Source organism: Acidovorax sp. sif1233, assembly GCF_019218755.1.
Taxonomy (GTDB): domain Bacteria; phylum Pseudomonadota; class Gammaproteobacteria; order Burkholderiales; family Burkholderiaceae_C; genus Acidovorax.
In genome coordinates, this window is sequence record NZ_JAHUWZ010000005.1 from 1 (window position 1) to 25,637 (window position 25,637).

Sequence of the window (25,637 nt, forward strand, 5' to 3'; positions counted from 1 at the left end):
CGACAGGCGCCGCCGGGCGCACGGGCGCAGCCCCCACGGGGGCGGGTGCCGCCGCCGCCGGCAACGGCCGCCGGGCCAGGGGGGGCGCCGCCTGCAGGGACGCGCCCTGGGGCGCCACGCCCTTCTGGGGAATCCCCACCGCCACATGGTCATTGATGCGCCAGTAGACGGCCGTCACCAGGATGTCGTAGCGGGTCTTGGCGGTCTGTGCGATCAGCGCCTCGATCTCGGACAGGCGCACGGTCTCGCCGCCGTATTCGCGGGCCAGGTCCATCATCACCAGGAACTGGCGGCCGCGCTGGTCCAGCGAGAGCACCTTGAACTTGTAGCTGGCCGACAGCACGCCGGCACGCACCATCGCATCGCGCACCACGGTGTAGAGCAGCTCGCGGCGCTCCATGCGCTCGTTCTTGCGGTTGGCGGCGTGTTCGGGCGGTAGCGGCTCCACCAGGGGCTTGCCCTGTCGGCCTGGCGAGAGTGGCACCGTGGCATCGGCATTCAGCAAGCCCGACGGTTCGGCCATGGACCGGGGCTTGGGGGGGGCGGGTTTGCGGCTAAACCAACTGAACAGGGACATGGCTTGCTTTCTACGGGACGGCGCCAGAAAAATCCAAATCGAGTGTAACTTGCTGTACACCCGTTCGCGCCCCACGAAAGCCCGCAGGAGCTGACAGTCCGGGGGGTCTGTCAGGTGGCCGCAACGCGGCGGCGGCGGTTGCCCAACCGCTTGGCCAGCACGGCCCCCGCGGCCATCACCAGGCCGAGCGCGATGGCGGGCTGGCGGATCGACAATTCGGTGAAACGGATCGCCGGCAGGCTCCACAGCTTGCAGGGCGCGCTGGCCTGCACGGTGGCGCTGCGGGCGCGGTGCGAAAAGAACGCGCCTTCCCCGACCACCGAGCCCGCGCCCACGATGGCCAGGCGCAAACGTTCCTTCTCGTCCTGGTAGTGCACGCTCAGGCTGCCGCTTTCCACCAGGTACAGGGTGCGGTCCGTGGCGCCCTGGGTGAACAGCACCTGCCCGGCGGGCATGACCACGGGCAGGAGGTACGACGACAGCACATCCCACTGCGCGGGGGTCAGCGGGTTGGTCATGCTGTCGTCTGCACTGGCCTGTGCAATGGCATCGATCAGACCTTGCAGGTCCACCTTGGAAACAACCGGCGTGGGAACATTCATGGTGCGCCGAAAGTACCCTTGTTACAGATGGGACACAAGCGTTGTTAACGTCCGTTTACAACATTCGCGACAAGCGGCGGCGTGGGCTCCTTGGCCGGATGCCGCCGGCCGCCTCGCGACCCTTCATTTGCCGATGCAGAAGCTGGAAAAGATGACGCCCAGCAGGTCGTCCGAACTGAATTCGCCCGTGATGGCGCTCAGGGCGTTCTGGGCCAGGCGCAGCTCCTCGGCCAGCAGGTCCAGCGCCGGGCCCTGTGCCTGCAGCTGGTCGGCCGCCTCCTGCAGATGGGCCCCCACGGCCTGCAACGCCTGCACGTGCCGGGCCCGGGCGATGTAGATGCCCTCCGGCGCGGACTGCCACCCCGCCACCTCCAGCAGCAGGCGCCGCAGGCTGTCGAGCCCCTCGCCCGTGCGGGCCGACAGGCGCACCCCCGGCCGGGCGCCCGCTCCCGCAGGAGCCCCGGGCACGCCCCGGGGAGCCCGGTCCAGCTTGTTCCAGACATCGATGACGGGGATGCTTCCAGGCAGTTTCTGGGTCAGTGCGCTTTCTATACCTGCGTCGGCAGCTATGTAATCAATAGCATCCGCGCGCTCCAGGTCGTGCAGGAACAGCACCGCGTCGGCCCCCGCGATCTCGTCCCAGGCGCGCGCGATGCCGATGCGCTCCACCTCGTCGCTGCTGTCCCGCAGGCCGGCGGTGTCGATGATGTGCAGCGGCACGCCTTCGATCTGGATGGTCTGCTGCACCTTGTCGCGCGTGGTGCCCGCAATGGGCGTGACGATCGCCAGCTCGGCCCCGGCCAGCGCGTTGAGCAGCGAGCTCTTGCCCGCGTTGGGCTGGCCCGCGATGACGACCTTGATGCCCTCGCGCAGCAGCGCGCCCTGGCGCGCGCGCTGCATCACGGAGGCCAGCGTTTGCTGCAATTTCGATAGCTGCCCGTGCGCATCCGCCTTGCGCAGGAAGTCGATTTCTTCTTCGGGAAAATCGAGCGTGGCCTCCACCAGCATGCGCAGGTGGATGAGCGCATCGCGCAAGGCGTGGATCTCGGCCGAGAACGCGCCCGTGAGCGAGCGGCTGGCGCTGCGCGCGGCGGCCTCGGTGCTGGCGTCGATCAGGTCGGCGATCGCCTCGGCCTGGGCGAGGTCGATCTTGTCGTTCAGGAACGCGCGTTCGGTGAACTCGCCCGGCTGCGCCACGCGCAGGCCGGGCAGGCAGGGCTGGCCCGTGGCCGGGTCGGTGGCCGCCCCCGCCTCCAGGCAGCGCGCCAGCAGCAGCTGCAGCACCACGGGGCCGCCGTGGGCCTGCAGTTCCAGCACGTCTTCGCCGGTGTAGCTGTGCGGGCCAGGGAAATACAGCGCGAGCCCCTGGTCGATGGCCTGCCCCTGCACATCCCGGAAGGGCAGGTAGGTGGCCTCGCGGGCTTTCAGCGCCCGGCCGCACAGCGCCTGCACCAGCGCGCCGATGGCGCGGCCGGACACCCGCACGATGCCGACGGCCCCGCGCCCCGGAGCGGTGGCGATGGCGACGATGGGGTCATGGTGGCGGGCAAGCATGGTGGCGACTGTACAAGGTTGATGGACAAGAAAAAGGCCGCTTGCGCGGCCTTTCGGGGGGTCAGTTCATGGATGTCAGCGTTGCCGCTGTGGCATCACTTGAAACTGGGAAGGTTGAACTGCGGTGGCACGCCCATGCGGGTGTTGATGAGCCACTGCTGCGCAATCGACAAGATGTTGTTGGTCAGCCAGTACAGCACCAGGCCGGCCGGGAAGAAGAAGAACATCACGCTGAAGATCAGCGGCATGAACCACATCATCTTGGCCTGCATCGGGTCGGGTGGCGCGGGGTTCAGGGCCGTCTGCAGCAGCGAGCTGGCCGTCATCAGCAGGGGCAGGATGAAGAACGGGTCGGGCGTGGACAGGTCGCGGATCCAGCCGATCCAGGGCGCGTTGCGCATTTCCACGCTGGACAGCAGCACCCAGTACAGCGCGATGAACACGGGGATCTGGATCATGATGGGGAAGCAGCCGCCCATGGGGTTGACCTTTTCCTCGCGGTAGATGCGCATCATCTCCTGCTGCATCTGCTGAGGCTTGTCCTTCAGGCGCTCGCGCATCTCCATGATCTTGGGGTTGATGGCCTTCATCTTGGCCATGCTGGCGTAGGCCTTGGCGTTGAGCCAGTAGAACGCGATCTTGAGCAGCAGCACCAGGGCCACGATGGACCAGCCCCAGTTGTTCAGGAGCTTGTGCAGCTGGTCGAGCAGCCAGTACAGCGGCTTGGACAGGATGGTGAGCCAGCCGTAGTCCTTGACCAGCTCCAGCCCGGGGTAGAGCTTTTCCATCATGGTCTCCACCTGCGGGCCGGCGAACAGGCGCGCGTCCACGGTCTTGCTCGCGCCCGGCTCGATGGCGCCCAGCGAGGTGAGCATGCCCACGGAGTACAGGTTGGTGTCCACCTTGCGGGTGAAGGGCTCGCGCTGCACGCCGTCGGCCAGCAGCCAGGCCGTGGCGAAGTAATGCTGCACCATGGCGACGTAGCCGTTGGGCGCATCCTTGGGGATGTCGACCTTGCCGTTCTCGATGTCCTTGAACTCGATCTTCTGGTACTTCTTGGCCTCGGTGAAGACCGCGGGGCCGGTGAAGGTGGAGTAGAACGAAGACTCTCCGGGCGGCTTGTTGCCGTCGCGCACCAGTTGCAGGTACAGCTGGGGCGACACGGCGGCGCTGCCGGTGTTCACGACCTCGTGCTTGACGGCAATGTCGTAGGCGCCGCGCTTGATGGTCCAGGTCTTGGCCAGCTTCACGCCACCTTGCACGGGCGATTCGAAGCGGATGCTGATTTCGTCTTCGCCGTCCTTGAGCTCGCGGGGGCCGGGCACCACGGTCATCGCGGTCTTGTGGGTGGGGAAGGTGCCGCCGATCAGGCCCGTCTGCGCCACGTAGACACGCTGCGCGCTCTCGTCCAGCAACAGGAAATTGCGGGTCTTGTCCGCCATGTCGGCGTGCTGCAGCAGCTCGGCATGCGTGAGCGATCCGCCCTCGCTGTCAAACGTCAGCCGGTACAGGTCGGTCTTGACCTCCACGCGTTCGCGCGCGGCCGGAGCAGCCGCGGGCGCCAGCTGGCCAGGCACCGCCGAGGCACCCTGCGCCGCAGCCGCCACCGGCGCGCTGGAGGCGGGGACGCTGGCCGCGCCAGTGGCGCTGGACGCGGCGCCCTGGGCGGCAGGCGCCGTCACCGTCGGCGTGGAGGGGAAAAAGGTGGCCTTGTTGCCGTTGTGCAGCTGCCACTTGTCCCACAGCAGAACCATGGAAAAGCCAAAAATCACCCACAGGATGGTGCGGCGAATGTCGTTCATGAAGACTTCTTTGGTGAGGATGGTTGGGTGTTGGAATCAGAAAGCCGCGAGAACAGCCGCATGCTGCGCGGCAATTGTTGCGGGACCGGGTCATGGCCCCCGTCACACCAGGGGTGGCAGCGTACCAGCCTGCGCACCGTGAGATAGCTGCCTGCCGCGGCGCCGTGCCGTTCCAGCGCCTGCAGCGAATAGGCCGAACAGGTGGGCTCGAAGCGGCAGGCAGACCCCAGCCAGGGGCTGAGAAACAGCCGATAGCCCTTGACCACGCCCATCAGCAGGCGCTGCATCATGGCCCAACCACCTCTGCCACCACAGGCGAAGCGGGGGCCGAGGCCGCCGCAGCACCGCCCGACCGCCGGGCGGCATGGCCAAACAGCTGCAGCAACTCTGCACGCACCGCCTGCTTGAGCTGGTCGGACGTGGCGCTCACGAACTGCTTGCGGTCAAACGCCGTGCGCAGACGCACCACATGGGCCGCCTGCGGAAGCCGCGCCTCGAACGTGGCGCCCACCGTGTAGATCTGTCGCTTGATGGTATTGCGCGTCACGGCGCGGCGCGCCCAGCGCTTGGGCACCATGGCACCCAGCCAGACGCCCTGCACGGCAAACAGGGCCTGCGGCCCTTGCGTTGGCGGCAAGGAACCGGGCCCTGTGGGTGCGGCAGCACTGGCGGCCCCGCTGGCAGGGTTGCTGCCAGCGGCGTCCAGCACCAGGCGGTGCAGCGCAAAATGCGCCGTGCGGGAGACAGTGCCCCCCGCCATCGCGGCCTGGAACTGCGGACGGGTTTTCAGCCTGTGCATGCAAGCGCCCCGTTTGGAACCTGGCGGTACAAGCCGGGAACAGGCGGGGAGCAGGCCGTAGACCGTAGCGGCCTTAGACGGCCAGGCGCTTGCGGCCCTTGGCGCGGCGTGCGTTGATAACGGCACGGCCGCCGCGGGTCTTCATGCGGACGAGGAAACCGTGGGTGCGCGCGCGGCGGGTCTTGGAGGGCTGGTAAGTACGTTTCATGATGCTATTCCTTGAGGTTCAGTTCCGGACTGCTGCTCTTGAACCCCCTGCGGCCTGCAACCCGCGCCATATGAAACAGCACTCTGGAGGCAGACCCACGGGGGCAGAAATAACGGCGCGCCGGGTCAAATCACCCTGAACACATTCAGGGAAACCCAAAATTATCGCAGGCTTGGCCGCTGCTGGCAATGCCTTTCGGCTGGCGGGCCTTTCCAGCAGGCCCCGCAACAGCCCTGCGCGCGGCGGCCGGCCTGTGCCGCGCGGCCGCCATCCGCAACCAGCGCGCACCACAGCCCGGGCAGAAATTCAACCCCAGGAAACACCCGGATGCGGTGCCCGCCAAATTGTGGATAACTCCTTGACAAGCTACAATCCCCCGCCCAGTACCGTTCCTCCTATCCACAACAAGAATCTCCCTGAAATGACCGAGGAACCCTCCCGCAGCCCCCTTCCATCACCCGGCGCAGACGCCGGCCAGGGCCTGTGGCAAGCCTGCGTAGAGCAACTGGCGCAAGACCTGCCCGAACAACAGTTCAACACCTGGATCAAGCCCCTGGTGGCCCAGGTGGCCGAGGACTTCTCCAAGGTGACCGTGCTGGTGGGCAACCGCTTCAAGCTCGACTGGATCCGTGCCCAGTATGCGGGCCGCATCGCCGCCCTGCTCGAGGGCCTGTACGGCCAGCCCGTCACCCTGGAGTTAGCGCTTGCTCAGCGCGAATCCGTTGCCCGTACTTATGTGCGCCCTGCGGCATCGGAGCCATCGAACACCGCCGCCCCCGCTGAATCACCGGCCAGCAGCAGCGATGACGCCTCGGCCGGCGCGTTCCGCAACCGGCTCAATGCCGCCCTGACGTTCGAGACCCTGGTGGAGGGCACGGCCAACCGCATGGCACGCTCGGCGGCCATGCACGTGGCCGGCATGCCGGGCCATCTGTACAACCCGCTGTTCATCTATGGCGGCGTCGGCCTGGGCAAGACCCACCTGGTGCACGCTGTGGGTAACCGCCTGCTGCAGGACAGGCCCGACGCCAAAGTTCTCTACATCCATGCCGAGCAGTTCGTGTCGGATGTGGTTAAGGCGTACCAGCGCCGCACCTTCGACGAGTTCAAGGAGCGCTACCACTCGCTCGACCTGCTGCTCATCGATGACGTGCAGTTCTTCGCCAACAAGGACCGCACGCAGGAAGAATTCTTCAATGCGTTCGAGGCCCTGCTGGCCAAGAAGTCGCACATCGTGATGACCTCGGACACGTATCCGAAGGGCCTGGCCAACATCCACGAGCGGCTGGTCTCGCGCTTCGACTCGGGCCTCACGGTCGCCATCGAGCCGCCCGAGCTCGAGATGCGCGTGGCCATCCTGATCAACAAGGCCCGCGTCGAAGGCACCGAGATGCCCGAGGAAGTCGCCTTCTTCGTGGCCAAGAATGTGCGCTCCAACGTGCGCGAGCTCGAAGGCGCGCTGCGCAAGATCCTCGCGTACTCGCGCTTCAACCAGAAGGAAATCTCCATCCAGCTGGCCCGCGAGGCGCTGCGCGACCTGCTGTCGATCCAGAACCGGCAGATCAGTGTGGAAAACATCCAGAAGACGGTGGCCGACTACTACAAGATCAAGGTCGCCGACATGTATAGCAAGAAGCGCCCGGCCAGCATTGCCCGGCCGCGCCAGATCGCGATGTACCTAGCCAAGGAACTGACGCAAAAGAGTCTTCCCGAGATCGGAGAATTGTTTGGCGGGCGCGACCACACCACGGTTTTGCACGCCGTGCGCAAGATTTCCGGAGAGCGCCAGCAGCTCACGGAACTGAACCAGCAATTGCACGTGCTGGAGCAGACGCTGAAAGGCTAAAAAGGCGTGATCGAGGCCCCCCAGAGAAACGGCTCCGTTAAGGGGCAAAATGACGGGTTGTGCAGCAGGGGGAGGCACGACCCGTGCCGCTGTCCAAGCTCCGTTCCAAAAACCACAAGAGGTTGATGACATGATCGTCCTGAAGGCAACACAAGACAAGGTTCTCGCGGTACTGCAGTCCGTGGCTGGCATCGTCGAGCGCCGGCACACCCTTCCCATCCTGGCCAACGTGCTGATCCGCAAGACAGGCAACGCCCTGCAGCTGACGACCAGCGACCTCGAAATCCAGATCCGCACCACGGCAGAACTGGGCGGCGACACCGGCGACTTCACCACCACGGTGGGCGCGCGCAAGCTCATCGACATCCTGCGCACCATGCCCGGCGACCAGACGGTGAGCCTGGAGTCGGCCCAGTCCAAGCTCATCCTCAAGGGCGGCAAGAGCCGCTTCACGCTCCAGAGCCTGCCGGCCGAGGACTTCCCGCTGGTGCAGGAATCCGCCGCCTTCGGCCCCGTGTTCGCCGTGCCGCAAAAAACGCTGAAGGACCTGCTGGGCCAGGTGTCGTTTGCCATGGCGGTGCAGGACATCCGCTACTACCTCAACGGCATCCTGTTCGTGGCCGAGGGCAAGCAGCTGTCCCTGGTCGCCACCGATGGCCACCGCTTGGCCTTTGCCAGCGCCACGCTGGATGTCGAAGTGCCCAAGCAGGAAGTCATCCTGCCGCGCAAGACCGTGATCGAGCTGCAGCGCCTGCTGTCCGACGCGGGTGGCGAGAACCAGCCCCACATCGAGATGCAGTTCGCCAACAACCAGGCCAAGTTCACCTTTGGCGGCATGGAGTTCGTCACCAAGCTGGTCGAGGGCAAGTTCCCCGACTACAACCGCGTGATCCCCAAGAACCACAAGAACAGCATCACCCTGGGCCGCGCGCCGCTGCTGGCCAGCCTGCAGCGCACCGCCATCATGACCAGCGACAAGTTCAAGGGCGTGCGCCTGAACCTGGAGCCCGGCACCCTGCGCGTGGCATCCAACAACGCCGAGCAGGAAGAGGCCGTGGACGAGCTCGACATCGACTACGGTGGCGACACCATCGAGATCGGCTTCAACGTGACCTACCTCATCGACGCCCTGGCCAACATGGGCCAGGACATGGTGAAGGTGGAGCTCTCGGACGGCAACAGCTCCGCGCTGATGACCATCCCCGAGAACGACAGCTTCAAGTATGTGGTGATGCCGATGCGCATCTAGCCCTGCGCCCGCCACCGGTGGGCGTGAGGTTGCGATGCCCCGCCCCCCGCCCCAAGCAGCCCACCGAAAAAGCTACATTTTTGATAGCTGCCAGCGCTTATTGAATAAGCGCTAGAGCCCAGTTTGACCATTGAACACATTGGAAACCCCGGTTTCCACGGATCCCAAGGCCCACCATGACCGCTGACAACATCCCCTCCGAGCCCGAAGCCACCGGCGTCTCCGGCCATGTTGAGCCCACCCTCGCCAAGATCGACACCAACCAGGCTGGCGCCAGCGAAAGCTACGGCGAAGGCGCCATCACCATCCTGGAAGGCCTGGAGGCCGTGCGCAAGCGCCCCGGCATGTACATCGGCGACACGAGCGACGGCACCGGCCTGCACCACCTGGTGTTCGAGGTGGTGGACAACTCCATCGACGAAGCCCTGGCCGGGCACTGCGACGACATCGTCGTCACCATCCATTCCGACAACTCCATCAGCGTGACCGACAACGGCCGGGGCATTCCGACCGGCGTGAAGATGGACGACAAGCACGAGCCCAAGCGCTCGGCCGCCGAGATCGCGCTGACCGAACTGCACGCGGGCGGCAAGTTCAACCAGAACAGCTACAAGGTCTCCGGGGGCCTGCACGGCGTGGGCGTGAGCTGCGTGAACGCGCTCAGCAAGATGCTGCGCCTGACCGTGCGCCGCGAAGGCAAGGTGCACGCGCTGGAATTCAGCAAGGGCTTCGTGCAGAACCGCATCGTGCAGACGGTGGACGGCGTGGAAGTCTCGCCCATGCAGGTGCTGGACGACACCGACAAGCGCGGCACCGAAGTGCACTTCTTGCCCGACACCGAGATCTTCAAGGAGAACAACGAGTTCCACTACGAGATCCTGGCCAAGCGCCTGCGCGAACTCTCGTTCCTGAACAACGGCGTGCGCATTCGCCTCAAAGACGAGCGCAGCGGCAAGGAAGACGACTTCTCGGGCGCCGGTGGCGTGCGCGGCTTCGTGGAGTTCATCAACAAGGGCAAGACCGTCCTGCACCCCACCTCGTTCTACGCAGCCGGTGAACGCCCGGCCGAGACGTATGGCGGCATCCCCGGCACGCACATTGGCGTTGAAGTGGCCATGCAGTGGAACAGCGCGTACAGCGAGCAAGTGCTGTGCTTCACCAACAACATCCCCCAGCGTGACGGCGGCACCCACCTGACCGGCCTGCGCGCCGCGATGACCCGCGTCATCAACAAGTACATCGAAGAAAACGAGTTCGCCAAGAAGGCCAAGGTCGAAGTGACCGGCGACGACATGCGCGAAGGCCTGTGCTGCGTGCTCAGCGTAAAGGTGCCCGAGCCCAAGTTCAGCAGCCAGACCAAGGACAAGCTGGTATCGAGCGAAGTGCGCGCCCCCGTGGAAGACATCGTGGGCAAGCTGCTGACCGATTACCTGCAGGAGCGCCCGGCCGACGCCAAGATCATCTGCGGCAAGATCGTGGAAGCCGCCCGCGCCCGCGAAGCCGCCCGCAAGGCCCGCGAAATGACCCGCCGCAAGGGCGTGCTCGACGGCATGGGCCTGCCCGGCAAACTGGCCGACTGCCAGGAAAAAGACCCCGCCCTGTGCGAAATCTACATCGTGGAGGGCGACTCCGCCGGTGGCTCTGCCAAGCAGGGCCGTGACCGCAAGTTCCAGGCCATCCTGCCGCTGCGCGGCAAGATCCTGAACGTGGAAAAAGCCCGCTACGAAAAGCTGCTGACCAGCAACGAAATCCTCACGCTGATCACCGCCCTCGGCACCGGCATCGGCAAGGCCGGGGGCACCACGGGTGGCGACGACTTCGACGTGGCCAAGCTGCGCTACCACCGCATCATCATCATGACCGACGCCGACGTCGACGGCGCCCACATCCGCACCCTGCTGCTCACCTTCTTCTACCGCCAGATGCCCGAGCTGGTCGAGCGCGGCCACATCTACATTGCCCAGCCACCGCTGTACAAGGTGAAAGCTGGCAAGGAAGAGCTGTACCTGAAGGACGCCCCCGCGCTCGACGGCTTCCTGCTGCGCATTGCGCTCAACCACGCCAGCGTGACCACCGGCGGTGCCAACCCACAAACGCTGACCGGCGACACCCTGGCCGAACTGGCGCGCAAGCACCAGATCGCCGAGAGCGTCATTGCGCGCCTGGGCAACTTCATGGACGCCGAAGCCCTGCGCGCCATTGCCGACGGCGTGAGCTTGAAGCTCGACACCGTGGCCGACGCTGAAGCCAGCGCCGTGGCCCTGCAGGCCAAGCTGCGCGAACTGAACACCACCGGCGCCCCCGCCGAAGTGGCTGGCGAGTTCGACGCCCGCACCGACAAGCCCCTGCTGCGCATCAGCCGCCGCCACCACGGCAACATCAAGAGCAGCGTCATCACGCAAGACTTCGTGCACGGCGCCGACTACGCCGCCCTGGCCGAAGCCGCAGAGACCTTCCGCGGCCTGCTGGGCGAGGGCGCCAAGGCCCTGCGCGGCGAAGGCGAAAAGCAGAAGGAAGAAAAAGTCGGCGACTTCCGCCAGGCCATGAAGTGGCTGATCAGCGAAGCCGAACGCAGCACATCCCGCCAGCGCTACAAGGGCCTGGGCGAAATGAACCCCGAGCAGCTGTGGGAAACCACGATGGACCCCAACGTGCGCCGTTTGCTGCGTGTGCAAATTGACGATGCGATCGAAGCGGACCGCGTGTTCACGATGCTGATGGGGGATGAAGTGGAGCCACGCCGGGACTTCATTGAGACGAATGCGCTGCGGGCGGGGAATATCGACGTGTAAGCCTGTGGTGATTCACGAACTCTGCCAAACGGTAGGGAAAAGTCACACGCGGGAGTTTTGGGCGTTGGTGGAAAAGCAAATGCCGGACTGGAAGCGCCAACACGAAGTGCTGGAGCGAGCAGCTTTTGGCGATATGGTTTAGCCCAAGGGCATAAGCGCCCGTTTACCACGCTGACTAGCGCCACATCGAGTTCGCTCTCTTCAGAGCGCTTGGTAGTAGTCACGAATCTTCGAAGCCATGAGTACGCGTCTTTGGGCTAAGAACTCGGGAAAATTCGATGCAGTCATCGTCATCGCAGCCGTGGGTACGCAGTTTGCTCGCAGGTTCTCGATCAGTTCCTCATGCTGGTCAATGCCACCCAGTATCAATGGTTCCCCTTGGCACTGAGCTTGCGCATTCGCGAAGTAGAGATGGGGCGATCTGCTGCCAATCTTGATGTTTATCGCATCTTGCGTATACGCATAGTTGGCGATCTGGTTGTAGTCACCACGACCTTTCCCGTTCGCCTTAAGCAACTGTCTTGGGAAGATGTGATGCACGTCTCCCAAATTGCTGACCAGTTCGCGCACGGTGACATCGCGGGAAAGCAATCCCTTGTCATTGGTTTTAATCTGTGCAGCTACGAAGACCCAAAAAAGTGGGTGATTTGTAGAAGCGACATCAAGCGCCTGCACCAGTCCGAATTGCCAGAACGCGTCCGAAAGCTCAGCTTGCTCAATTCGAGCGAGGACCGCAGCGAAGTCTGGCTCATCAATCAAGCGGATGTCTCGTTCAAACTGGGTTTCAGCAGCACCCGAGAACCTACTGGTCAGAATTGATAACACAAACCAGCGCCGGACCAATCGTTCAATCTTTGACTCGTCGACTCCACGCGCGCGCAGTCCCAGATAAAGCGCGTATGCAAAGTTAAGTGCGTTCTGCGACCGCACCATGTTGTTCACGATGAAACCCGCTGATTTGATGATGATGACAAATCGCTGGAAGTGGGTTTCGTTGATGTAACGCCGCACACCGTGGGCCAGCTTTGCAAAGGACTCTTCTGCGATGCTCTCTTCAAATTGCTTCGTGGCGAAATTACGACCTGAAAGCAAGCTCACCAGATCCGCCAGTTTGCCCCGACCAAATTCGGTGCCGAATGTGACGCGCAAAACGTCTGTATAGCTTGGGTCATACAGGTTGTCGTTGTCGCTGCGCAGCCAGCTGATCTTCTGGAAGAAATCAGTCGCCGCAAACTCTGGATCGCGCTCTTTAAGTTGATCATGGAATCCAGGCTCCATGGCCATGTGGCAAAAGTAGTCAATGGCTTTTCGAAGCTCTGGCCCCCCGAACCTCGTGTCTGCCGCGATTTTGGACATGGCAAAGTCCGCTTGCGAAAGCACGGTGCCTTTTGAGTTGATGCGAATGAAGATCTCGGTCACTGTCTCTATGTCCAGATCGTGATCCAGCTCTATGAGGCCGATCTGCTTTTTGGCAATGTCAGTAAGCGCACTAAGTGCCTTCTCGATCAACTCTTCATCCACGCTAGGGTTTGCTTGGCAGTACTCACGAATGGCCTTCAGAAGACTAATCTTGCCACTCACAATGGGAGCTATGTCAGCGATCCAGGAAGCATCGCGTCCGATAGCAGTGTTCGATACTTCGAACACTTCCTTCAAGGGGTGAAACGCAATTCGAATGTTGACCTTGCGGTAGTCCTTGTTGATGACCTGCTGCCCAAGCACAGCAGCTGTGAGTGCCGTTACTCGCTGTTGGCCGTCGATGAGGATCATCTTCCCCAGCGCCATGCATCCGTCTTTCAACTTCACATCGGGGTTGCGCCAAGCTATCAAGTAGCCAACTGGGTAGCCCTTGTAAAGACTGTCCAAAAGGTCACGAACCTGAGTCCCGTCCCAAACAAAAGGTCGCTGAATCTCGGGAATGGCTATTTCGCCTTCCCGCACTTTGGCAAGAACGCTTTCGATCATGTACTGGTTAACCGCATACCGCTGAACACCCATTTGTTCCCTCACTCATTGACCAAAAGTTACATGCGAAGTGTAGAGGGCATGTACAACAACCCGGCGCAGAAAATGACCAGTTTTGAGACGCTGACCAGAGCTCCATACCTTCCACAGACATGACAAGCACTGAAGGCAACGACGCCCCTTCCCCCTGCTGGGACGCCATCTCCGCCCGCCTGGACCAACTCTACCCCGGCCAGGAGCCCAAGCACTTTGGCACGCTGATCTCGCACATGCTGGGCGGGCCTGACCCGCTGGATGGCATCAGCGCCTGGCGGCGCACGGACCCGATGCCGCACTGGCATTTTGTGACGTATGGGTTCAGCGAGTTGTACGCCAAGGAGTCCAATGACCCGGAGGTGAGCGGCTATGGTTTCGAGCTGACGTTTCGGCTGGCGATAGCGCCCAACGCAGCGGTCGATGCCGAGCCCCCGACATGGGCGCTGAATTTTTTGCAGAACTTGGCACGCTATGTGTTCCAGAGCGGCAACGTCTTCAACGACGGTGATTGGATGACAGCCAACGGTCCCATTGCACTGGGGCAGGCCACGCTGATCTGCTCCATGGGCTTTGTGACCGACCCGGAGCTGGCCGAGCCGCTGGCCACGCCCAATGGCTCAGTCGCCTTTTTGCAGGTAGTGGGACTGACGCTGGACGAGGAGCGCGCGGCCAAACAATGGCACACACGCAGTTTGCTCGATGTGCTGCTGCCGCACATGCCGCTGTGGGTAACGGACCTGGACCGCGCCTCGCTGCTGGGCGACCCCACGGTGAAGCAGCAGGTGGACGAGGGCGTGCGACGGGACGGCTCGTCGAGCGGGTACCTGTTTACCGATGTGCTGGACCTCCATCAGACCAAGCGGCGGCTGCGCAAGCCGCTGACTCTGGTGACTTTGGGCGCCCGCCAGGTGGATGAACTGGTGGCCCTGTTGCCGCTGCGCCTGCCGTTTGGCCGCACGCTGCGTGTGGCGGGGCACCGGTGGCAACTACTGCTGGAGCCTTCAGGCAACCAAGGCAGCAATGCAGTGGAATGGCAGGGCGAGGAAGAGAGCGCCGCCATCCTGCGTCTGACCAATGCCACGGTGCTGCAGTTCGTACAGACACTGCAGCCGCGCGAAGGCCGCTATGTGCTGCCGCTGTTGCCGCAGGTGGAGTGGCGGATAGAGAAAACGACGATCCAGGATTCAACCGGAAAAGTCGTTGACGTGGTTGGCTGACCAGCCTGTCAGTCAGCCAGCCAGCCAGCCAGCCACGCGCAGTGTCCAATGGCTGCGCTTGACAGGCAGCCTATTGGGCTACAGCACGCCCGGGCTGCCTATTCCTGCTTCGTCTGCTTCCAAATCCGATCCGCCCTTTCCCAAGCCGCCTTGGCCGCGGGCTCCGCATCCTTCCAGTTCAAACGGCTGCTCTCGCGGTCGGTGTCCCAGCGCGTCTGCAGATGGTCGCGGGCGTCGTTCCAGTCGCGGTGGCGTCCGTCGATCACGCTTTGATAGCCGTGGCGGTACGCAGGCGCATAGTCGTCGTAGGTATAGGCATCCGAGTAGTACGGCTCCCGGCCATACGCGTCGCGCCAGTAGGCGTCTTCATCCGTGGGGTTGACCGCTTCGGCCGCGCCCTTGCCGGCCAGGCCGCCGACGACGGCGCCGACCACTGCGCCCACGGCGGAGCCGATGGGGCCGCCGATGGAGCCCGCAGCTGCGCCCGTGACGGCGCCGCCTGCGGCACCGATGCCCGTGCCGATGGGGTGGGCGCCCGGCTCCTTGGTGATGGGGTCCAGGTTCATGTCGCGGGTGGGGTCTTGGGGATGGGTCATGGTGGTCTCCTGTAGGTAGGGGTAGGGGTGGATACGTCCAGAACCCCATGGTCTTCGCCGCCGCGCCACACTGGCGTAGGCCAAGCGCCACATGCGGCGACAGCTTTTGGGGACCATGGCCATGGGCGTCATTGCGCCCAGCGCCAGCGGGTGGCCGCGATGACTGCGTGGGCAGCGCCACATGGGCGGCCGGCCACCCAGGCACAATCGCAACCCCATGCGCTCCCCCATTTCCATCGTCGACGTTGACCGCCTCGACACCTGGACCCGCTATCGCCCAGGCCTGTGCGACACCTGCGCGGCCAACTGCTGCACGATGCCGCTCGAAGTGCAGCTGGCAGACCTGGTGCGGCTGGAGCTGGTGGACCCGTTCGAGGCCGAGCATGAAGAGCTGCGGCACATTGCCAGGCGGCTGCTCAAGGCACGGCTGATCGACCACTTCAACCACAAGAACGCGATCTTCACGATGGCGCGGCGGGCCAGTGGGGACTGTAACTTTCTCGACCCCAAAACACGCCTGTGCACGGTGTACGACAAGCGGCCCGAGACGTGCCGGCTGCATCCGCAGAAGAAGAGCCCCAAGCCGGGGTACTGCGCCTACGGGGCGCGGGATCTGCAGCGCAGGGGTTGAGCGGCGGGCACCCGGGGCTGCCTGCCGCCAGGCCACGCTATTTGCCGGAGGGCGCACGGCGGGCCGCCGCAGCGCCAGCCCGCGCGCTACCGCTACACCGTCTCCCTTTGGACAAAGCCCGCCACGGGCTCGGCGGGCTCGGCCACGGTGCCCACGTCCACCGCGTCCACCCGCGCCTGCGGTGGGCCGTGGCGGGCCCAGTCGATGAGGGACTGCACGGCATCGGCGGGGCCGGTGGCCAGGGCTTCCACGCTGCCATCGCGGCGGTTGCGCACCCAGCCCTGCACACCGCGCTGCAGGGCGGCCTGCACCAGGGACCAGCGGTAGCCCACGCCCTGCACATGCCCCCGGATCAGAAGGTGCCGGGTGACGGTGGTGGTGTTGCCGCTGTTGTTGTAGGTACCGCCGCTGTGGTGCATGGGCGCACTGTATCGCCAGCGCGGGGCGTTGACCACATGCGCGCCATGGCGGTGCTCGACCGGCCGGATGCGGCGCGCTAAGCTGTGGCGTGGCAGCCGCGGGCTTCGTCCAGCACTGCCATCCCTCGCACTGTCCAGGCCACCGCATGAACGCACCCCGCAAGGCCTTGCCCGCCATCGACACTGCCCGCTGCACGGGCTGCGGCTGGTGTGTGGCCGTGTGCGCGCCGCATGTGCTGTCGCTGCAGGTGCAGGGCCCGCAAGCCTGGGGTCCCAAGCGGTCCCGGCTGCATGATGCGGCGGCCTGCACCGGGTGTGCCTTGTGCGCGGTGCGGTGCCCGTTCGATGCGATCCGCATGGTGCGTGCGGGCTCCTTGCATGCGGTGCGGGACGATGCGGCGTTGTCCCACACCAGCGGCGGCGCGGCTGTGGTGTGATTCCAGGCCCGGGTTTCACCCGAGTGTTCACCACCCCACCATTGCATGCCAGAAAAGGAGCCACGCCATGCCTGAAAAGAAAGCCAGCGTTCACTGGGAAGGGGCCGGCAAGGCCGGCCAGGGCCAGATCAGCACCGAGACCGGCGCGCTGGACAAGTACCCCTATGGCTTTGCCAGCCGCTTTGGCGACGACCGCAAGGGCACCAACCCCGAGGAGATCCTGGGGGCGGCGCATGCGGCCTGCTTCACCATGGCGTTTTCGTTCGCCGCCGACAAGGCGGGCATCGCCACCGAAGCGGTGGACACCACCGCCAGCGTGCGCCTGTCCAAGGAGGGCGAAGGTTTTGTGATCGACCGCATCGCGCTCACGCTCACCGCCAAGGTGCCCGGGCTGGACGATGCGGCCTTCCAGAAACTGGCGGCCGATGCCAAGGCCAATTGCCCGCTGTCGAAGGCACTGGCCGCGGTGCCCGAGATCACGCTGACCGCCACGCTGGTGAAGTAGCCAACGGGACGGGCCAGGACACCGCGCCCCGGCACGGTCTTCTTTTTGTCCGCCTGCCCCTCAGCGCCCCCGCGCCGCCGCGGCCAGCGCGGCAAACGCCTGCCGGTCCGCCGCATGCGTGAAGGCGGTGTTGGGCACCGGGTGTGTGGACAGCTTCACCACCACCAGCTCCGCCGCCGGGTTGATGTGGATGTGCTGGCCCATCAGGCCCTTGGCCTCCAGCGTACCGTCCGCATCGTGCGGCACCCACCACTGGTTGTGGTACGAGTAGCCCGCGCGCATGGCGGTGCCGGGGGCCTTGCTGAATTTCGCGGGGTCGGCGCCCTTGCGCAGCTCGGCGATGGTGGCGGGCGAGATGATCTGCTGGCCGTTGTAGCGGCCGTTGGCGCGCAGCATTTCGCCCAGGCGGCCCAGGTCGCGCAGCGTGGCGTTCACGCCCACGCTGGTGGACTGGCCGCCGTTGGCGTCGGCAAACACATAGGCATCCTCCTGCGCGCCCAGGCGCGACCAGATGCGCTCGGACAGCAGCGTGGCGTAGCTCTTGCCGGTGACGCGCTGCAGCAGCCAGCCCAGCACTTCCGTGTCCACCGACTTGTACGCGAACGCGGCGCCGTGCTCGCCCTCCTTCTTCAGCGTGGGCAGGAACTCGGCCATGCTTTTGGCGGCGCTGCTGCCGGGCGGCGCGGGCTGCAGGCCTGCGGCGGCCAGGTACTGGAAGACGCCGGACGCAGGGTCGGCAAAGTTCTCGGCGTATTGCACGCCGGTGGTCATGTCCAGCGTCTGCTGCACGGTGGCATCGGTCCAGGCGCTGGTGGCCAGCTCGGGCAGGTAGCGGGGGATCGGTGCTTTCGGGTCGATCACGCCTTCCTGGATGAGCTCGGTCACCAGCAGGCCGGTGAGCGATTTGCTCATGGACCACAGCACATGCGGCTGGTGCGGTTGCATGCCGATGTGGTGGCGCTCGTACACCACCTGGCCCCGGTGCAACACCAGCAGGCCGTCGGTGTAGGTGGCCTTTTGCCAGTCGGCCAGCGTGGTGGTGCCGCCCTTGCCGTCGGGCACGGGCAGCGCGTCGTCCAGCGCTCGGGATGCGGCGGCCAGCGCGCTGGGCGCCCCGGCACCGCGCCACACGGACGCCGTGGGCCCCAGCTCGCGCAGGTGGTGCGCGGCCCAGCGCACGTTGGGGTACTTGAGGATGTTGGCCAGGCGCACGATCTTGTCGGGCGGCGGCGGAAAGCCCTGCATCAGCTGCAGCGTGGCGGGGTGGGTGGCGTCGGGTGGTGGCAGTTGCGGTGCCTGCGCATGGCTGGCGGAGGCCATGCACAGGGCTGCTGCGGCAGTGGCGAGCGTCACCAGGGCAAATTGGAGGCGGGGGAACGGCATGGTGCGAAAGTCCTGCAAAAGGTGGGTGGGATCGGGCAGAGAAACGACGGAACAGGAAGGGGCGGGCGGGCTATCCCCGCGCCGCCAGCAGCGCGCGGATCACGACCTCGGTGCGGTCGTACTCGCCTTCGCCAAAGTGCTTGTAGCGAATGTGTCCCTGCGCATCGATGAGGTAGGCCGCGGGCCAGTACTGGTTGCTGTAGGCCTTCCAGGTGCCGTAGCGGTTGTCTTGCGCCACGGGGTGCTTCACGCCGTGGCGGCGCATGGCCACCTCGACGTTGCTGGTGGTGCGCTCGAACGGAAACTCCGGCGTGTGCACGCCCACCACCGTGAGGCCCTGGGGCGTGTACAGCTCGGCCCAGCGGTTCACGTGGGGGAGGGTGCGGATGCAGTTGATGCACGCATACGTCCAGAAGTCCACCAGCACCACGCGGCCGCGCAGCTGGGCCAGGGTGAGGGGTTCGGAGTTGAGCCAGCGCTCGATGCCGGTGAACTCGGGCGCCGCGCCAAAGTCGGGCAGCGTGGCGGCCTGGATGGCGGGCCCCGCTGCGTGGGTGAGGGCGGGTGCCGCCACCGCTGCGGCTACAGAAGCTGCGGACGCCAGGAATGTGCGGCGTTGAAAAGAGAATGGTGAAGAAAGGCGCGATGTCATGGTGAAAACTCCTTGCTGCGGGCCGCTCTTACAGCCCGCCAGAACCCGAGGGATAGAACTGCGACAGCCAGGCGGTGACCTGCCCATCCACCTCCAGCAGCATGGCCAGCGCCACGGCGATGACCACCACGCCAAAGGCCTGTTGCACGCGGTGCGCGTGGCGCGAGATGCGGCGCACATGGCTGGCCGCTGCCTGGCCACCGTAGGCAATGGCCAGCATGGGCACTGCGGCGCCGGTGGAATAAGCGAGCAGCAGCACCGCCGTGCTGACCCCGGGCGGCTCGGTGGCGATGAGCGTGAGGATGGACGCCAGCACCGGCCCGGCGCAGGGCGTCCACACCGCGCCCAGGCTCAGGCCCAGCAGCAGCCCGCCCCAGTTGCCGGCCGATGAGCCCAGCCCCAGGCTGGCCACGCGGCTGAGCGCACCACCCGCGTGTTGGCTGAGCCACTGGAAGGGCCGAGGCCACACGGTGAGCACGCCAAACACCAGCAGCATCACGGCGGCGAACCGGCGCAAGCCCTCGGGCGACACGCCCAGCACCTGCGTGAAGCTGCTGAACAACAGCGCCACGGCAGCGAACGAGAGCGCAAAGCCCAGCGCGATGAACAGCGGGCGCGTGCGCCGCGCCGCGCCGCCCGCCACCGACGCGCCCAGCACCACCGGCAGCATGGGCAGCACGCAGGGCGCGCCCACGGTGAGCATGCCGGCGGCCACGGCCAGCCAGGGCGAGGTGGCGGCCATGGTCATTGCACGCCCCCGTGCTCTGCGCCCGGGCGGCGCCACACCTGCGTCTTGCCAAAGAGCGGGATGCCCACGTAGGCGCGCACCAGCAGCTGGTCCGGCTCGGCGGGGGTGAGGGTGGCGCGGTAGGTCTTGGCGTTCTCGCGGTTGTAGATCTCGCCCTGGTATTCGGTGTTGCCGCCATCGCTGGGGCGCAGGCCCGACAGCAGGGTCATGCCCAGCGCGGGCCGCGCGTCGGCCGCCGCCATCTCGGTACCCGGCGCGCTCATGGAGCGGTTGCCCAGCACGCGCACCACCTTGCCGCACAGGGTCTCGCCGGCGCAGGGCGCAATGTCCACCTCCAGGTTGCCGCTTTCGGTGATCCAGCGGCCCAGCGGGGCCTTGGCAGGCGCGGCGGCCAGGGATTGCTGGGCGCCAGCGGATTGGGCCAGGCACAGGGCCAGCAGCCCGGCCGTGGTGGTTGTCCAGGGGTTCATCTTCATGGCACGGTCCTCGTGAAGTTCAGGAAGACTGCATTGAAGCCAGCGGACGTATCGGTGATATTTCCTGGCAAGGCCTTTTGGTATGCGTGCGTGTCCGCAGCGCCGCCCGACAAGTTCAGATACATACGGCCCGCCGCGCCGCCGCCACACCCAGTGCAAACCCCGGAGAATCACGGCCCATGAGCACGCCCACCGAAGACCACGTCCTGATCGTCGATGACGACGCCGGCATCCGCGAGCTGGCGGCCGAATACCTGCAACGCCAGGGCCTGCAGGTGAGCGTGGCGGCCGATGGGCGGCAGATGCGCGAGGTGCTGGCCACGCAGCGCATCGACCTCTTGGTGCTGGACCTGATGCTGCCCGGCACCGACGGCATCACGCTGTGCCGCGAGCTGCGCAGCCCCGGCGCGCCGCCGCTGCCCATCATCATGCTCACCGCGCGCAGCGACGAGGCCGACCGCATCCTGGGCCTGGAGCTGGGTGCGGACGACTACCTGACCAAGCCCTTCGCCGCGCGCGAGCTGCTGGCGCGCATCCACGCCGTGCTGCGGCGCACGCGCATGCTGCCGCCCAACCTGGCGGCGGCCGAGCCCGCGCGGCACCTCGCGTTCGGCGACTGGCGGCTGGACACCACGGCGCGCCACCTGCTCGATGCCACGGGCGCGGTGGTGGCGCTGTCGGGCGCCGAATACCGGCTGCTGCGCGTGCTGCTGGACCATCCGCAGCGCATCCTCACGCGCGACCAACTGCTGCAGCTCACGCAGGGGCGCGACGCCGATGTGTTCGACCGCTCCATCGACCTGCTGGTCAGCCGCGTGCGCCAGCGGCTCGGGGATGGTGCCCGGGGCTCGCGCTACATCAAGACAGTGCGCAACGAGGGCTATGTGTTCTGCGCCGACGTGTTGCCCACGGCAACCTCCAACGAGGCCGCCGCATGACGCTGCGCGGGTGGCCCCGCTCGCTGTTCGGGCGCATCCTGCTGGTGCTGGCGCTGGGCCTGGCGCTGGCGCATGCGCTGACCTTCGTGCTCGCGCTCACCGAGCGCGGCATGACCATGCGCCGCGCCATGGTGTCGTACCTGGCGAGCGACGTGGCCAGCTCCGTGGCCATGCTGGAGCGCCTGCCCGCCGCAGAGCGCGCGCAGTGGGTGGACCGGCTGGCGCGCCGCAATTACCGGTTTGCGCTGACCGCGCCGCTGGATGCGCCCGAGGACCCGTCCGACCTGGCCCGCCTGATCGCGGGCGCCGTGGGCGCCACGCTGCCCCCCGGCCAGACGGTGCGGGTGATCGACCCCCGCGTGCCCGGCACCGAGCTGCGCCTGCAGCTCCAGTTGAGCGACGGCACGCCGCTGGCCGTGGACATGGACGAGCCCCGGCTGCAGGTCTCGCCCTGGGTGCTGGGCGCGCTGGCGCTGCAGCTGGCGCTGCTGGCGGGCCTGTGCGCCTGGGCCGTGCGCGCGGCCACGCGGCCCCTGCGCGCGCTGGCCGACGCGGCCGACGCGCTGGGTGCCGACCGCCCCGCCGTGCCCCTGGCCGAGGACGGCCCGCGCGAGGTGCAGCGCGCCGCCCAGGCCTTCAACCGCATGCAGCAGCGCATCCAGGCGCACCTGGAGGAGCGTATGCGCATCCTGGCCGCCGTCTCGCACGACCTGCAGACGCCCATCACCCGCCTGCGCCTGCGCGCCGACCTGCTGGACGACACCGCGCTGCAGGGCAAGCTGCACGCGGACCTGGCCGAGATGCAGTCGCTGGTGGAAGAAGGCATTGCCTACGCGCGCTCGTCCCAGGCCGCCCGGGAGCCCCTGCAGCGCGTGGACCTGCGCGCGCTGCTGCAGAGCATTGCATTCGACTACGCCGATGCGGGCCTGCCCGTGACGCTGCTGCACGCCGCAGAGGGCACCTGCGACACGCGCCCGCAGGCCCTGCGCCGGCTGGTATGCAACCTGGTGGACAACGCGCTCAAGTTCGCCGGCGCGGCCGAGCTGAGCCTGGAGGCCGGGCACCAAGGCCAATGGCTGGTGCGGGTGCTGGACCGGGGGCCGGGCATCCCCGCCGCCGAACTGGCCGCCGTGCTGCAGCCCTACGTGCGGCTGGAAGACTCGCGCAACCGCGGCACCGGCGGCACGGGGCTGGGCCTGGCCATTGCGAACGAACTGGCCCAGGCGCTGGGCGGCCGGCTGATGCTGGGGCCGCGCGAGGACGGTGCGGGGCTGGAGGCGCGCGTGGAAGTGCCGGGGTCGCGGGAAACCTCCGCATAAGTCAGGCGCACCGTATGCCCCTGCGGCGTCGGGCGGTCCGGGGCGTTGCCGCAGCCTCGGTCGCGCTGCTAAAGTGGCCACCCCGTGGACTGTCAGACAGGGAACACCGTGGAAACCACCGCAAACAGCAGTAGCACCCGCAGCCAGCACATCCGCATCGGCATCGGCGGCTGGACCTTCGAGCCCTGGCGCGACAACTTCTACCCCGCGGGCCTCGCGCACAGCAAGGAGCTGCAGTACGCCAGCCGCCAGCTCAGCGCCATCGAGGTCAACGGCACCTACTACAGCACCTTCAAGCCGCCCACGTTTGCCAAGTGGCACGGCGAGACACCCGAGGGCTTCATGTTCTCGCTCAAGGCCAACCGCTTTGCAACCAACCGCCGCGTGCTAGCGCAGGCGGGCGACTCGGTCATGCGGTTTGTGGAAAGCGGCATCTCGGAACTGAAGGACAAGCTCGGCCCCATCGTCTGGCAGTTCATGCCCACCAAGGTGTTCGAACCGGGGGACTTCGAGGCCTTCCTCGCGCTGCTGCCCCAACAGGTCGATGGCCGCAGCCTGCGCCATGTGCTCGACGTGCGGCACAAGAGCTTTGCCACCCCGGCCTTCATCGCGCTGGCCCGCCAGTACGGCTGCGTGCCGGTGCACACCGATTCCGAGAAATTCCCGGCCATTGCCGATGCCGAGGCGGACTTCGCCTACCTGCGGCTGATGCGCAGCCAGGCCGACGTGCCCACCGGCTACACGCCCGAGGCGATTGCGCAATGGGCCGAGGGCGTGCGCGCCTGGACCCGCGGCGAGCGGCCGCGCGATGTGTTCGTGTATTTCATCAACGGCGCGAAGGAGCGGGCCCCGGCCGGCGCGATGGAGCTGATGGCGCAGCTGGGACTGCGGGCGCAGGCCGCAGGTGCTGGCGAGATGGCGATGAGAAAGAAATCGGCGCCTGGCGCTTATCCATGAAGCGCCAAAAGCTATTGATTCAATAGCAAAATCACCCTGTCGCGGACTGCCAGGACGCCCGCCGGCGGCACCAGGCGCGGCACGGGCTTGACGGCGGCCCAAGGGCCTCGGGTACACTGCATCCTTCATGTCGTACACCGCCATCCCCTTCACCGCACGCGCCACGGCCTTCCAGGGCATGTGCATGATGCTGTCCGCATTCACGCGGGCGATGGGTGCACGAATGATTACCACCATTACCACCGCGGCCACCTGAGCACGCGCAGGTGGCCGTTTCGGCAGCCACCTGGTGATCGCTCTCTCTTCTCCCCCAAGACGAATTGACTGAAACCCAGCTCTGGCAGCTGGGTTTTTTTGTTTGTTTGTTTGTTTTGCAGTCGTTTGGAGAAGCCCATGTTCCGCGATCCCGTCCAGTCCCTAGAAGCCCCGTCGTTCGAGCCTTCCGCCGCGGCCATGCGCCCCCTGCGCGTGGGCATGATCGGCATTGGCACCGTGGGCGCGGGCACCTTCCGCGTGCTGGCGCGCAACCAGGCGCTCATCGCGGGCCGCGCGGGGCGGGGCATCAAGATGGTGGTGGTCTGCGCCCGCAGCCTGGCCCGTGCCATGAGCGTGGTGGGCAAGGACGTGGCCCTGACCAACGACCCCATGCAGGTAGCCACGCACCCCGATGTGGACGTGCTGGTGGAGGCCGCCGGCGGCACCGGCCCGGCGCGTGAATGGGTGCTGGCCGCCATCCGCGCGGGCAAGCATGTGGTCACGGCCAACAAGGCGCTGCTGGCCGAGCATGGCAACGAGATCTTCGCCGCCGCGCGCCAGCACGGCGTGGCCGTGGCGTACGAAGGCGCGGTGGCCGTGAGCATCCCCATCGTGAAAGCGCTGCGCGAGGGCCTCACCGCCAACCGTATCGAATGGGTGGCCGGCATCATCAACGGCACCACCAATTTCATCCTGAGCAAGATGCGCGACGAGGGCGTGGGCTTTGCCGAGGCGCTGGCCCAGGCCCAGGCGCTGGGCTACGCCGAAGCGGACCCGACCTTCGACATCGAGGGCATCGACGCCGCGCACAAGATCACGCTGCTGGCCGCCAATGCGTTCGGCATGCCGCTGCGCTTTGCCGACGCGCAGGTGGAGGGCATCACCGCGCTGCAGGGCCTGGACGTGGCCTGCGCGGAGCAGCTGGGCTTTCGCATCAAGCTGCTGGGGGTGGCGCGGCGCCGCGAGCACGGCAATGGAGTCAACGGCGATGGTGCCGACGGCGTGGAGCTGCGCGTGCAGCCCGCGCTGGTGCCCGCCACGCACCTGCTGGCGCATGTCAATGGCTCGATGAACGGCATCATGGTCAAGGGCGATGCGTCGGGCGTGACGATGTACTACGGCGCGGGCGCGGGGTCCGAGCAGACCGCGTCGGCCGTGATCGCCGACCTGGTGGACGTGGCGCGGCTTCATGGCACCCACGCGGCGCAGCGGGTGCCGCACCTGGGCTTTCATGCCAGCGCCATCAGCAACGACCAGGCCGTGCTGCCGCGCGCCGCCGTGCGCACGCGCCACTACCTGCGGGTGCCCGTGCACACGGCCCAGCAGATCGAGGCCGTGGGCGCGTGGCTGGCGGCGCAGCAGGTGCCGGTGCTGCACGTGGAGCTGGCGGCCGAAAAAACACTGCAGGCCGACAAGGCGGCATCCAGCGCCGGCCATCCCCAGGTGCTGGTGCTCACCGACGTGGCGGCCCAGTCCACGGTGGACCTGGCCATGCACGCGCTGGCCGCGCACCCCGCCGTGGCCGGGCCGGTGGTGTCGCTGCGCGTGGAGATGCTGGAGGGCTGATGCTGAAGGGTTGCCATGGGCGGTGTCTGGCCGCACGCCACGTCGTGCCACCACCACTCTGCACTCACCAGCACCGTTCACGCTGAGCCTGTCGAAACGCGGCGCATG

Annotated in this window: 25 protein-coding genes and 2 pseudogenes; 13 read left to right on the forward strand and 14 right to left on the reverse strand. The window is 66.4% G+C overall.

The genetic code is table 11. From position 1 onward, the window contains the following. The 7 genes and pseudogenes from KW843_RS16900 to rpmH all read right to left on the reverse strand — a co-directional run. A pseudogene (locus KW843_RS16900) lies at positions 1–577 on the reverse strand (hypothetical protein); the annotation flags it as partial. A 110-nt stretch (positions 578–687) separates the two neighbouring features. Next, on the reverse strand, positions 688–1,179 hold the full coding sequence (locus KW843_RS16905; protein WP_218296331.1) for a Crp/Fnr family transcriptional regulator: 492 nt from the start codon (positions 1,177–1,179) through the stop codon (positions 688–690). Positions 1,180–1,302: 123 nt separating this feature from the next. After that, positions 1,303–2,733 (reverse strand): tRNA uridine-5-carboxymethylaminomethyl(34) synthesis GTPase MnmE, encoded by a 1,431-nt coding sequence (mnmE, locus tag KW843_RS16910; protein WP_218296332.1) that lies wholly within the window; start codon positions 2,731–2,733, stop codon positions 1,303–1,305. Positions 2,734–2,828: 95 nt separating this feature from the next. Beyond that, the gene (gene yidC / locus KW843_RS16915; protein WP_218296333.1) at positions 2,829–4,535 is read right to left on the reverse strand and encodes a membrane protein insertase YidC; all 1,707 of its coding nucleotides are present in this window, start codon (positions 4,533–4,535) and stop codon (positions 2,829–2,831) included. Beyond that, positions 4,532–4,825, reverse strand: a complete 294-nt coding sequence (gene yidD, locus KW843_RS16920) for a membrane protein insertion efficiency factor YidD (RefSeq protein WP_218296334.1) — start codon at positions 4,823–4,825, stop codon at positions 4,532–4,534. Before yidD ends, yidC begins: the two co-directional genes overlap by 4 nt. After that, a complete protein-coding gene (locus KW843_RS16925) occupies positions 4,822–5,334 on the reverse strand; it encodes a ribonuclease P protein component (RefSeq protein ID WP_218296335.1) in 513 nt (170 codons plus the stop codon). The genes yidD and KW843_RS16925 overlap by 4 nt, the downstream gene beginning before the upstream one ends. Positions 5,335–5,407: 73 nt before the next feature. Further along, positions 5,408–5,542, reverse strand: a complete 135-nt coding sequence (gene rpmH, locus KW843_RS16930) for a 50S ribosomal protein L34 (RefSeq protein ID WP_005798102.1) — start codon at positions 5,540–5,542, stop codon at positions 5,408–5,410. A 421-nt stretch (positions 5,543–5,963) separates the two neighbouring features. Here rpmH and dnaA point away from each other — a divergent pair, with 421 nt between their 5' ends. The 4 genes from dnaA to KW843_RS16950 all read left to right on the forward strand — a co-directional run bounded on the left by dnaA (position 5,964) and on the right by KW843_RS16950 (position 11,571). Further along, a complete protein-coding gene (dnaA, locus tag KW843_RS16935; protein ID WP_218296336.1) occupies positions 5,964–7,388 on the forward strand; it encodes a chromosomal replication initiator protein DnaA in 1,425 nt (474 codons plus the stop codon). Positions 7,389–7,518: 130 nt separating this feature from the next. Continuing rightward, entirely contained in the window at positions 7,519–8,637 is a 1,119-nt protein-coding gene (gene dnaN, locus KW843_RS16940) for a DNA polymerase III subunit beta (RefSeq protein WP_218296337.1), read from the forward strand. Positions 8,638–8,813: 176 nt separating this feature from the next. Continuing rightward, positions 8,814–11,429: a DNA topoisomerase (ATP-hydrolyzing) subunit B gene (gene gyrB, locus KW843_RS16945; RefSeq protein ID WP_218296338.1), complete on the forward strand. Its 2,616-nt coding sequence runs from the start codon at positions 8,814–8,816 to the stop codon at positions 11,427–11,429. Then, entirely contained in the window at positions 11,398–11,571 is a 174-nt protein-coding gene (locus tag KW843_RS16950; RefSeq protein ID WP_255594810.1) for a M48 family metallopeptidase, read from the forward strand. Before gyrB ends, KW843_RS16950 begins: the two co-directional genes overlap by 32 nt. 59 nt (positions 11,572–11,630) lie before the next feature. Here the strand turns inward: KW843_RS16950 and KW843_RS16955 are convergent, their stop codons facing one another. Next, positions 11,631–13,394, reverse strand: a complete 1,764-nt coding sequence (locus tag KW843_RS16955) for a DUF262 domain-containing protein (RefSeq protein WP_218296340.1) — start codon at positions 13,392–13,394, stop codon at positions 11,631–11,633. Between the two features lie 152 nt (positions 13,395–13,546). Here KW843_RS16955 and KW843_RS16960 point away from each other — a divergent pair, with 152 nt between their 5' ends. Continuing rightward, the gene (locus KW843_RS16960) at positions 13,547–14,647 is read left to right on the forward strand and encodes a suppressor of fused domain protein (RefSeq protein ID WP_218296341.1); all 1,101 of its coding nucleotides are present in this window, start codon (positions 13,547–13,549) and stop codon (positions 14,645–14,647) included. 271 nt (positions 14,648–14,918) lie between these two features. On the opposite strand, the pseudogene KW843_RS16965 reads toward KW843_RS16960, so the two are convergent. After that, positions 14,919–15,243: pseudogene (locus tag KW843_RS16965) on the reverse strand (hypothetical protein); the annotation flags it as partial. 217 nt (positions 15,244–15,460) lie between these two features. On the opposite strand from KW843_RS16965, the gene KW843_RS16970 reads away from it, so the two are divergent. Further along, a complete protein-coding gene (locus tag KW843_RS16970) occupies positions 15,461–15,874 on the forward strand; it encodes a YkgJ family cysteine cluster protein (protein ID WP_218296343.1) in 414 nt (137 codons plus the stop codon). 92 nt (positions 15,875–15,966) lie between these two features. Here the strand turns inward: KW843_RS16970 and KW843_RS16975 are convergent, their stop codons facing one another. Then, a complete protein-coding gene (locus KW843_RS16975) occupies positions 15,967–16,293 on the reverse strand; it encodes an acylphosphatase (protein WP_218296344.1) in 327 nt (108 codons plus the stop codon). A 146-nt stretch (positions 16,294–16,439) separates the two neighbouring features. Between KW843_RS16975 and KW843_RS16980 the strand changes: the two genes are divergently transcribed. Together KW843_RS16980 and KW843_RS16985 are read left to right on the forward strand one after the other, a co-directional pair. Continuing rightward, the gene (locus KW843_RS16980) at positions 16,440–16,730 is read left to right on the forward strand and encodes an ATP-binding protein (RefSeq protein ID WP_255594799.1); all 291 of its coding nucleotides are present in this window, start codon (positions 16,440–16,442) and stop codon (positions 16,728–16,730) included. A gap of 67 nt (positions 16,731–16,797) precedes the next feature. Beyond that, entirely contained in the window at positions 16,798–17,235 is a 438-nt protein-coding gene (locus KW843_RS16985; protein WP_218296345.1) for an OsmC family protein, read from the forward strand. 60 nt (positions 17,236–17,295) lie between these two features. On the opposite strand, the gene KW843_RS16990 is transcribed toward KW843_RS16985, so the two are convergent. From KW843_RS16990 to KW843_RS17005, 4 genes are all read right to left on the reverse strand, one after another. After that, a complete protein-coding gene (locus KW843_RS16990) occupies positions 17,296–18,618 on the reverse strand; it encodes a serine hydrolase (protein WP_218296346.1) in 1,323 nt (440 codons plus the stop codon). A 70-nt stretch (positions 18,619–18,688) separates the two neighbouring features. Beyond that, a complete protein-coding gene (locus KW843_RS16995) occupies positions 18,689–19,270 on the reverse strand; it encodes a thioredoxin family protein (RefSeq protein ID WP_218296347.1) in 582 nt (193 codons plus the stop codon). Between the two features lie 28 nt (positions 19,271–19,298). After that, positions 19,299–20,018 (reverse strand): cytochrome c biogenesis CcdA family protein, encoded by a 720-nt coding sequence (locus tag KW843_RS17000; RefSeq protein ID WP_218296348.1) that lies wholly within the window; start codon positions 20,016–20,018, stop codon positions 19,299–19,301. Then, entirely contained in the window at positions 20,015–20,494 is a 480-nt protein-coding gene (locus tag KW843_RS17005) for a DUF2147 domain-containing protein (protein WP_218296349.1), read from the reverse strand. The genes KW843_RS17000 and KW843_RS17005 overlap by 4 nt, the downstream gene beginning before the upstream one ends. Positions 20,495–20,673: 179 nt before the next feature. On the opposite strand from KW843_RS17005, the gene KW843_RS17010 reads away from it, so the two are divergent. From KW843_RS17010 to KW843_RS17025, 5 genes are all read left to right on the forward strand, one after another. After that, a complete protein-coding gene (locus KW843_RS17010) occupies positions 20,674–21,432 on the forward strand; it encodes a response regulator (protein ID WP_218296350.1) in 759 nt (252 codons plus the stop codon). Next, entirely contained in the window at positions 21,429–22,751 is a 1,323-nt protein-coding gene (locus KW843_RS17015; RefSeq protein ID WP_218296351.1) for an ATP-binding protein, read from the forward strand. Before KW843_RS17010 ends, KW843_RS17015 begins: the two co-directional genes overlap by 4 nt. A gap of 108 nt (positions 22,752–22,859) precedes the next feature. Beyond that, positions 22,860–23,708, forward strand: a complete 849-nt coding sequence (locus KW843_RS17020) for a DUF72 domain-containing protein (RefSeq protein WP_218296352.1) — start codon at positions 22,860–22,862, stop codon at positions 23,706–23,708. A 127-nt stretch (positions 23,709–23,835) separates the two neighbouring features. Continuing rightward, positions 23,836–23,964 (forward strand): hypothetical protein, encoded by a 129-nt coding sequence (locus KW843_RS26820; RefSeq protein WP_255590954.1) that lies wholly within the window; start codon positions 23,836–23,838, stop codon positions 23,962–23,964. Positions 23,965–24,101: 137 nt separating this feature from the next. Further along, entirely contained in the window at positions 24,102–25,529 is a 1,428-nt protein-coding gene (locus KW843_RS17025; protein WP_218296353.1) for a homoserine dehydrogenase, read from the forward strand. Positions 25,530–25,637 lie beyond the last annotated feature (108 nt).

Excerpts from the sequence above, each read along its gene's own strand:
- rpmH (WP_005798102.1), bottom strand. The coding sequence starts at position 5,542 with ATGAAACGTACTTACCAGCCCTCCAAGACCCGCCGCGCGCGCACCCAC.
- KW843_RS16950 (WP_255594810.1), top strand. The coding sequence starts at position 11,398 with ATGCGCTGCGGGCGGGGAATATCGACGTGTAAGCCTGTGGTGATTCAC.
- KW843_RS17000 (WP_218296348.1), bottom strand. The coding sequence starts at position 20,018 with ATGACCATGGCCGCCACCTCGCCCTGGCTGGCCGTGGCCGCCGGCATG.
- dnaN (WP_218296337.1), top strand. The coding sequence starts at position 7,519 with ATGATCGTCCTGAAGGCAACACAAGACAAGGTTCTCGCGGTACTGCAG.
- mnmE (WP_218296332.1), bottom strand. The coding sequence starts at position 2,733 with ATGCTTGCCCGCCACCATGACCCCATCGTCGCCATCGCCACCGCTCCG.
- KW843_RS16960 (WP_218296341.1), top strand. The coding sequence starts at position 13,547 with ATGACAAGCACTGAAGGCAACGACGCCCCTTCCCCCTGCTGGGACGCC.
- KW843_RS16980 (WP_255594799.1), top strand. The coding sequence starts at position 16,440 with ATGAACGCACCCCGCAAGGCCTTGCCCGCCATCGACACTGCCCGCTGC.
- yidD (WP_218296334.1), bottom strand. The coding sequence starts at position 4,825 with ATGATGCAGCGCCTGCTGATGGGCGTGGTCAAGGGCTATCGGCTGTTT.
- KW843_RS17010 (WP_218296350.1), top strand. The coding sequence starts at position 20,674 with ATGAGCACGCCCACCGAAGACCACGTCCTGATCGTCGATGACGACGCC.
- yidC (WP_218296333.1), bottom strand. The coding sequence starts at position 4,535 with ATGAACGACATTCGCCGCACCATCCTGTGGGTGATTTTTGGCTTTTCC.
- KW843_RS17005 (WP_218296349.1), bottom strand. The coding sequence starts at position 20,494 with ATGAAGATGAACCCCTGGACAACCACCACGGCCGGGCTGCTGGCCCTG.
- KW843_RS16970 (WP_218296343.1), top strand. The coding sequence starts at position 15,461 with ATGCGCTCCCCCATTTCCATCGTCGACGTTGACCGCCTCGACACCTGG.
- KW843_RS16985 (WP_218296345.1), top strand. The coding sequence starts at position 16,798 with ATGCCTGAAAAGAAAGCCAGCGTTCACTGGGAAGGGGCCGGCAAGGCC.
- KW843_RS16925 (WP_218296335.1), bottom strand. The coding sequence starts at position 5,334 with ATGCACAGGCTGAAAACCCGTCCGCAGTTCCAGGCCGCGATGGCGGGG.
- dnaA (WP_218296336.1), top strand. The coding sequence starts at position 5,964 with ATGACCGAGGAACCCTCCCGCAGCCCCCTTCCATCACCCGGCGCAGAC.
- KW843_RS16975 (WP_218296344.1), bottom strand. The coding sequence starts at position 16,293 with ATGCACCACAGCGGCGGTACCTACAACAACAGCGGCAACACCACCACC.
- KW843_RS16955 (WP_218296340.1), bottom strand. The coding sequence starts at position 13,394 with ATGATCGAAAGCGTTCTTGCCAAAGTGCGGGAAGGCGAAATAGCCATT.
- KW843_RS16995 (WP_218296347.1), bottom strand. The coding sequence starts at position 19,270 with ATGACATCGCGCCTTTCTTCACCATTCTCTTTTCAACGCCGCACATTC.
- KW843_RS26820 (WP_255590954.1), top strand. The coding sequence starts at position 23,836 with ATGTCGTACACCGCCATCCCCTTCACCGCACGCGCCACGGCCTTCCAG.
- KW843_RS16990 (WP_218296346.1), bottom strand. The coding sequence starts at position 18,618 with ATGCCGTTCCCCCGCCTCCAATTTGCCCTGGTGACGCTCGCCACTGCC.
- KW843_RS17025 (WP_218296353.1), top strand. The coding sequence starts at position 24,102 with ATGTTCCGCGATCCCGTCCAGTCCCTAGAAGCCCCGTCGTTCGAGCCT.
- KW843_RS17015 (WP_218296351.1), top strand. The coding sequence starts at position 21,429 with ATGACGCTGCGCGGGTGGCCCCGCTCGCTGTTCGGGCGCATCCTGCTG.
- gyrB (WP_218296338.1), top strand. The coding sequence starts at position 8,814 with ATGACCGCTGACAACATCCCCTCCGAGCCCGAAGCCACCGGCGTCTCC.
- KW843_RS16905 (WP_218296331.1), bottom strand. The coding sequence starts at position 1,179 with ATGAATGTTCCCACGCCGGTTGTTTCCAAGGTGGACCTGCAAGGTCTG.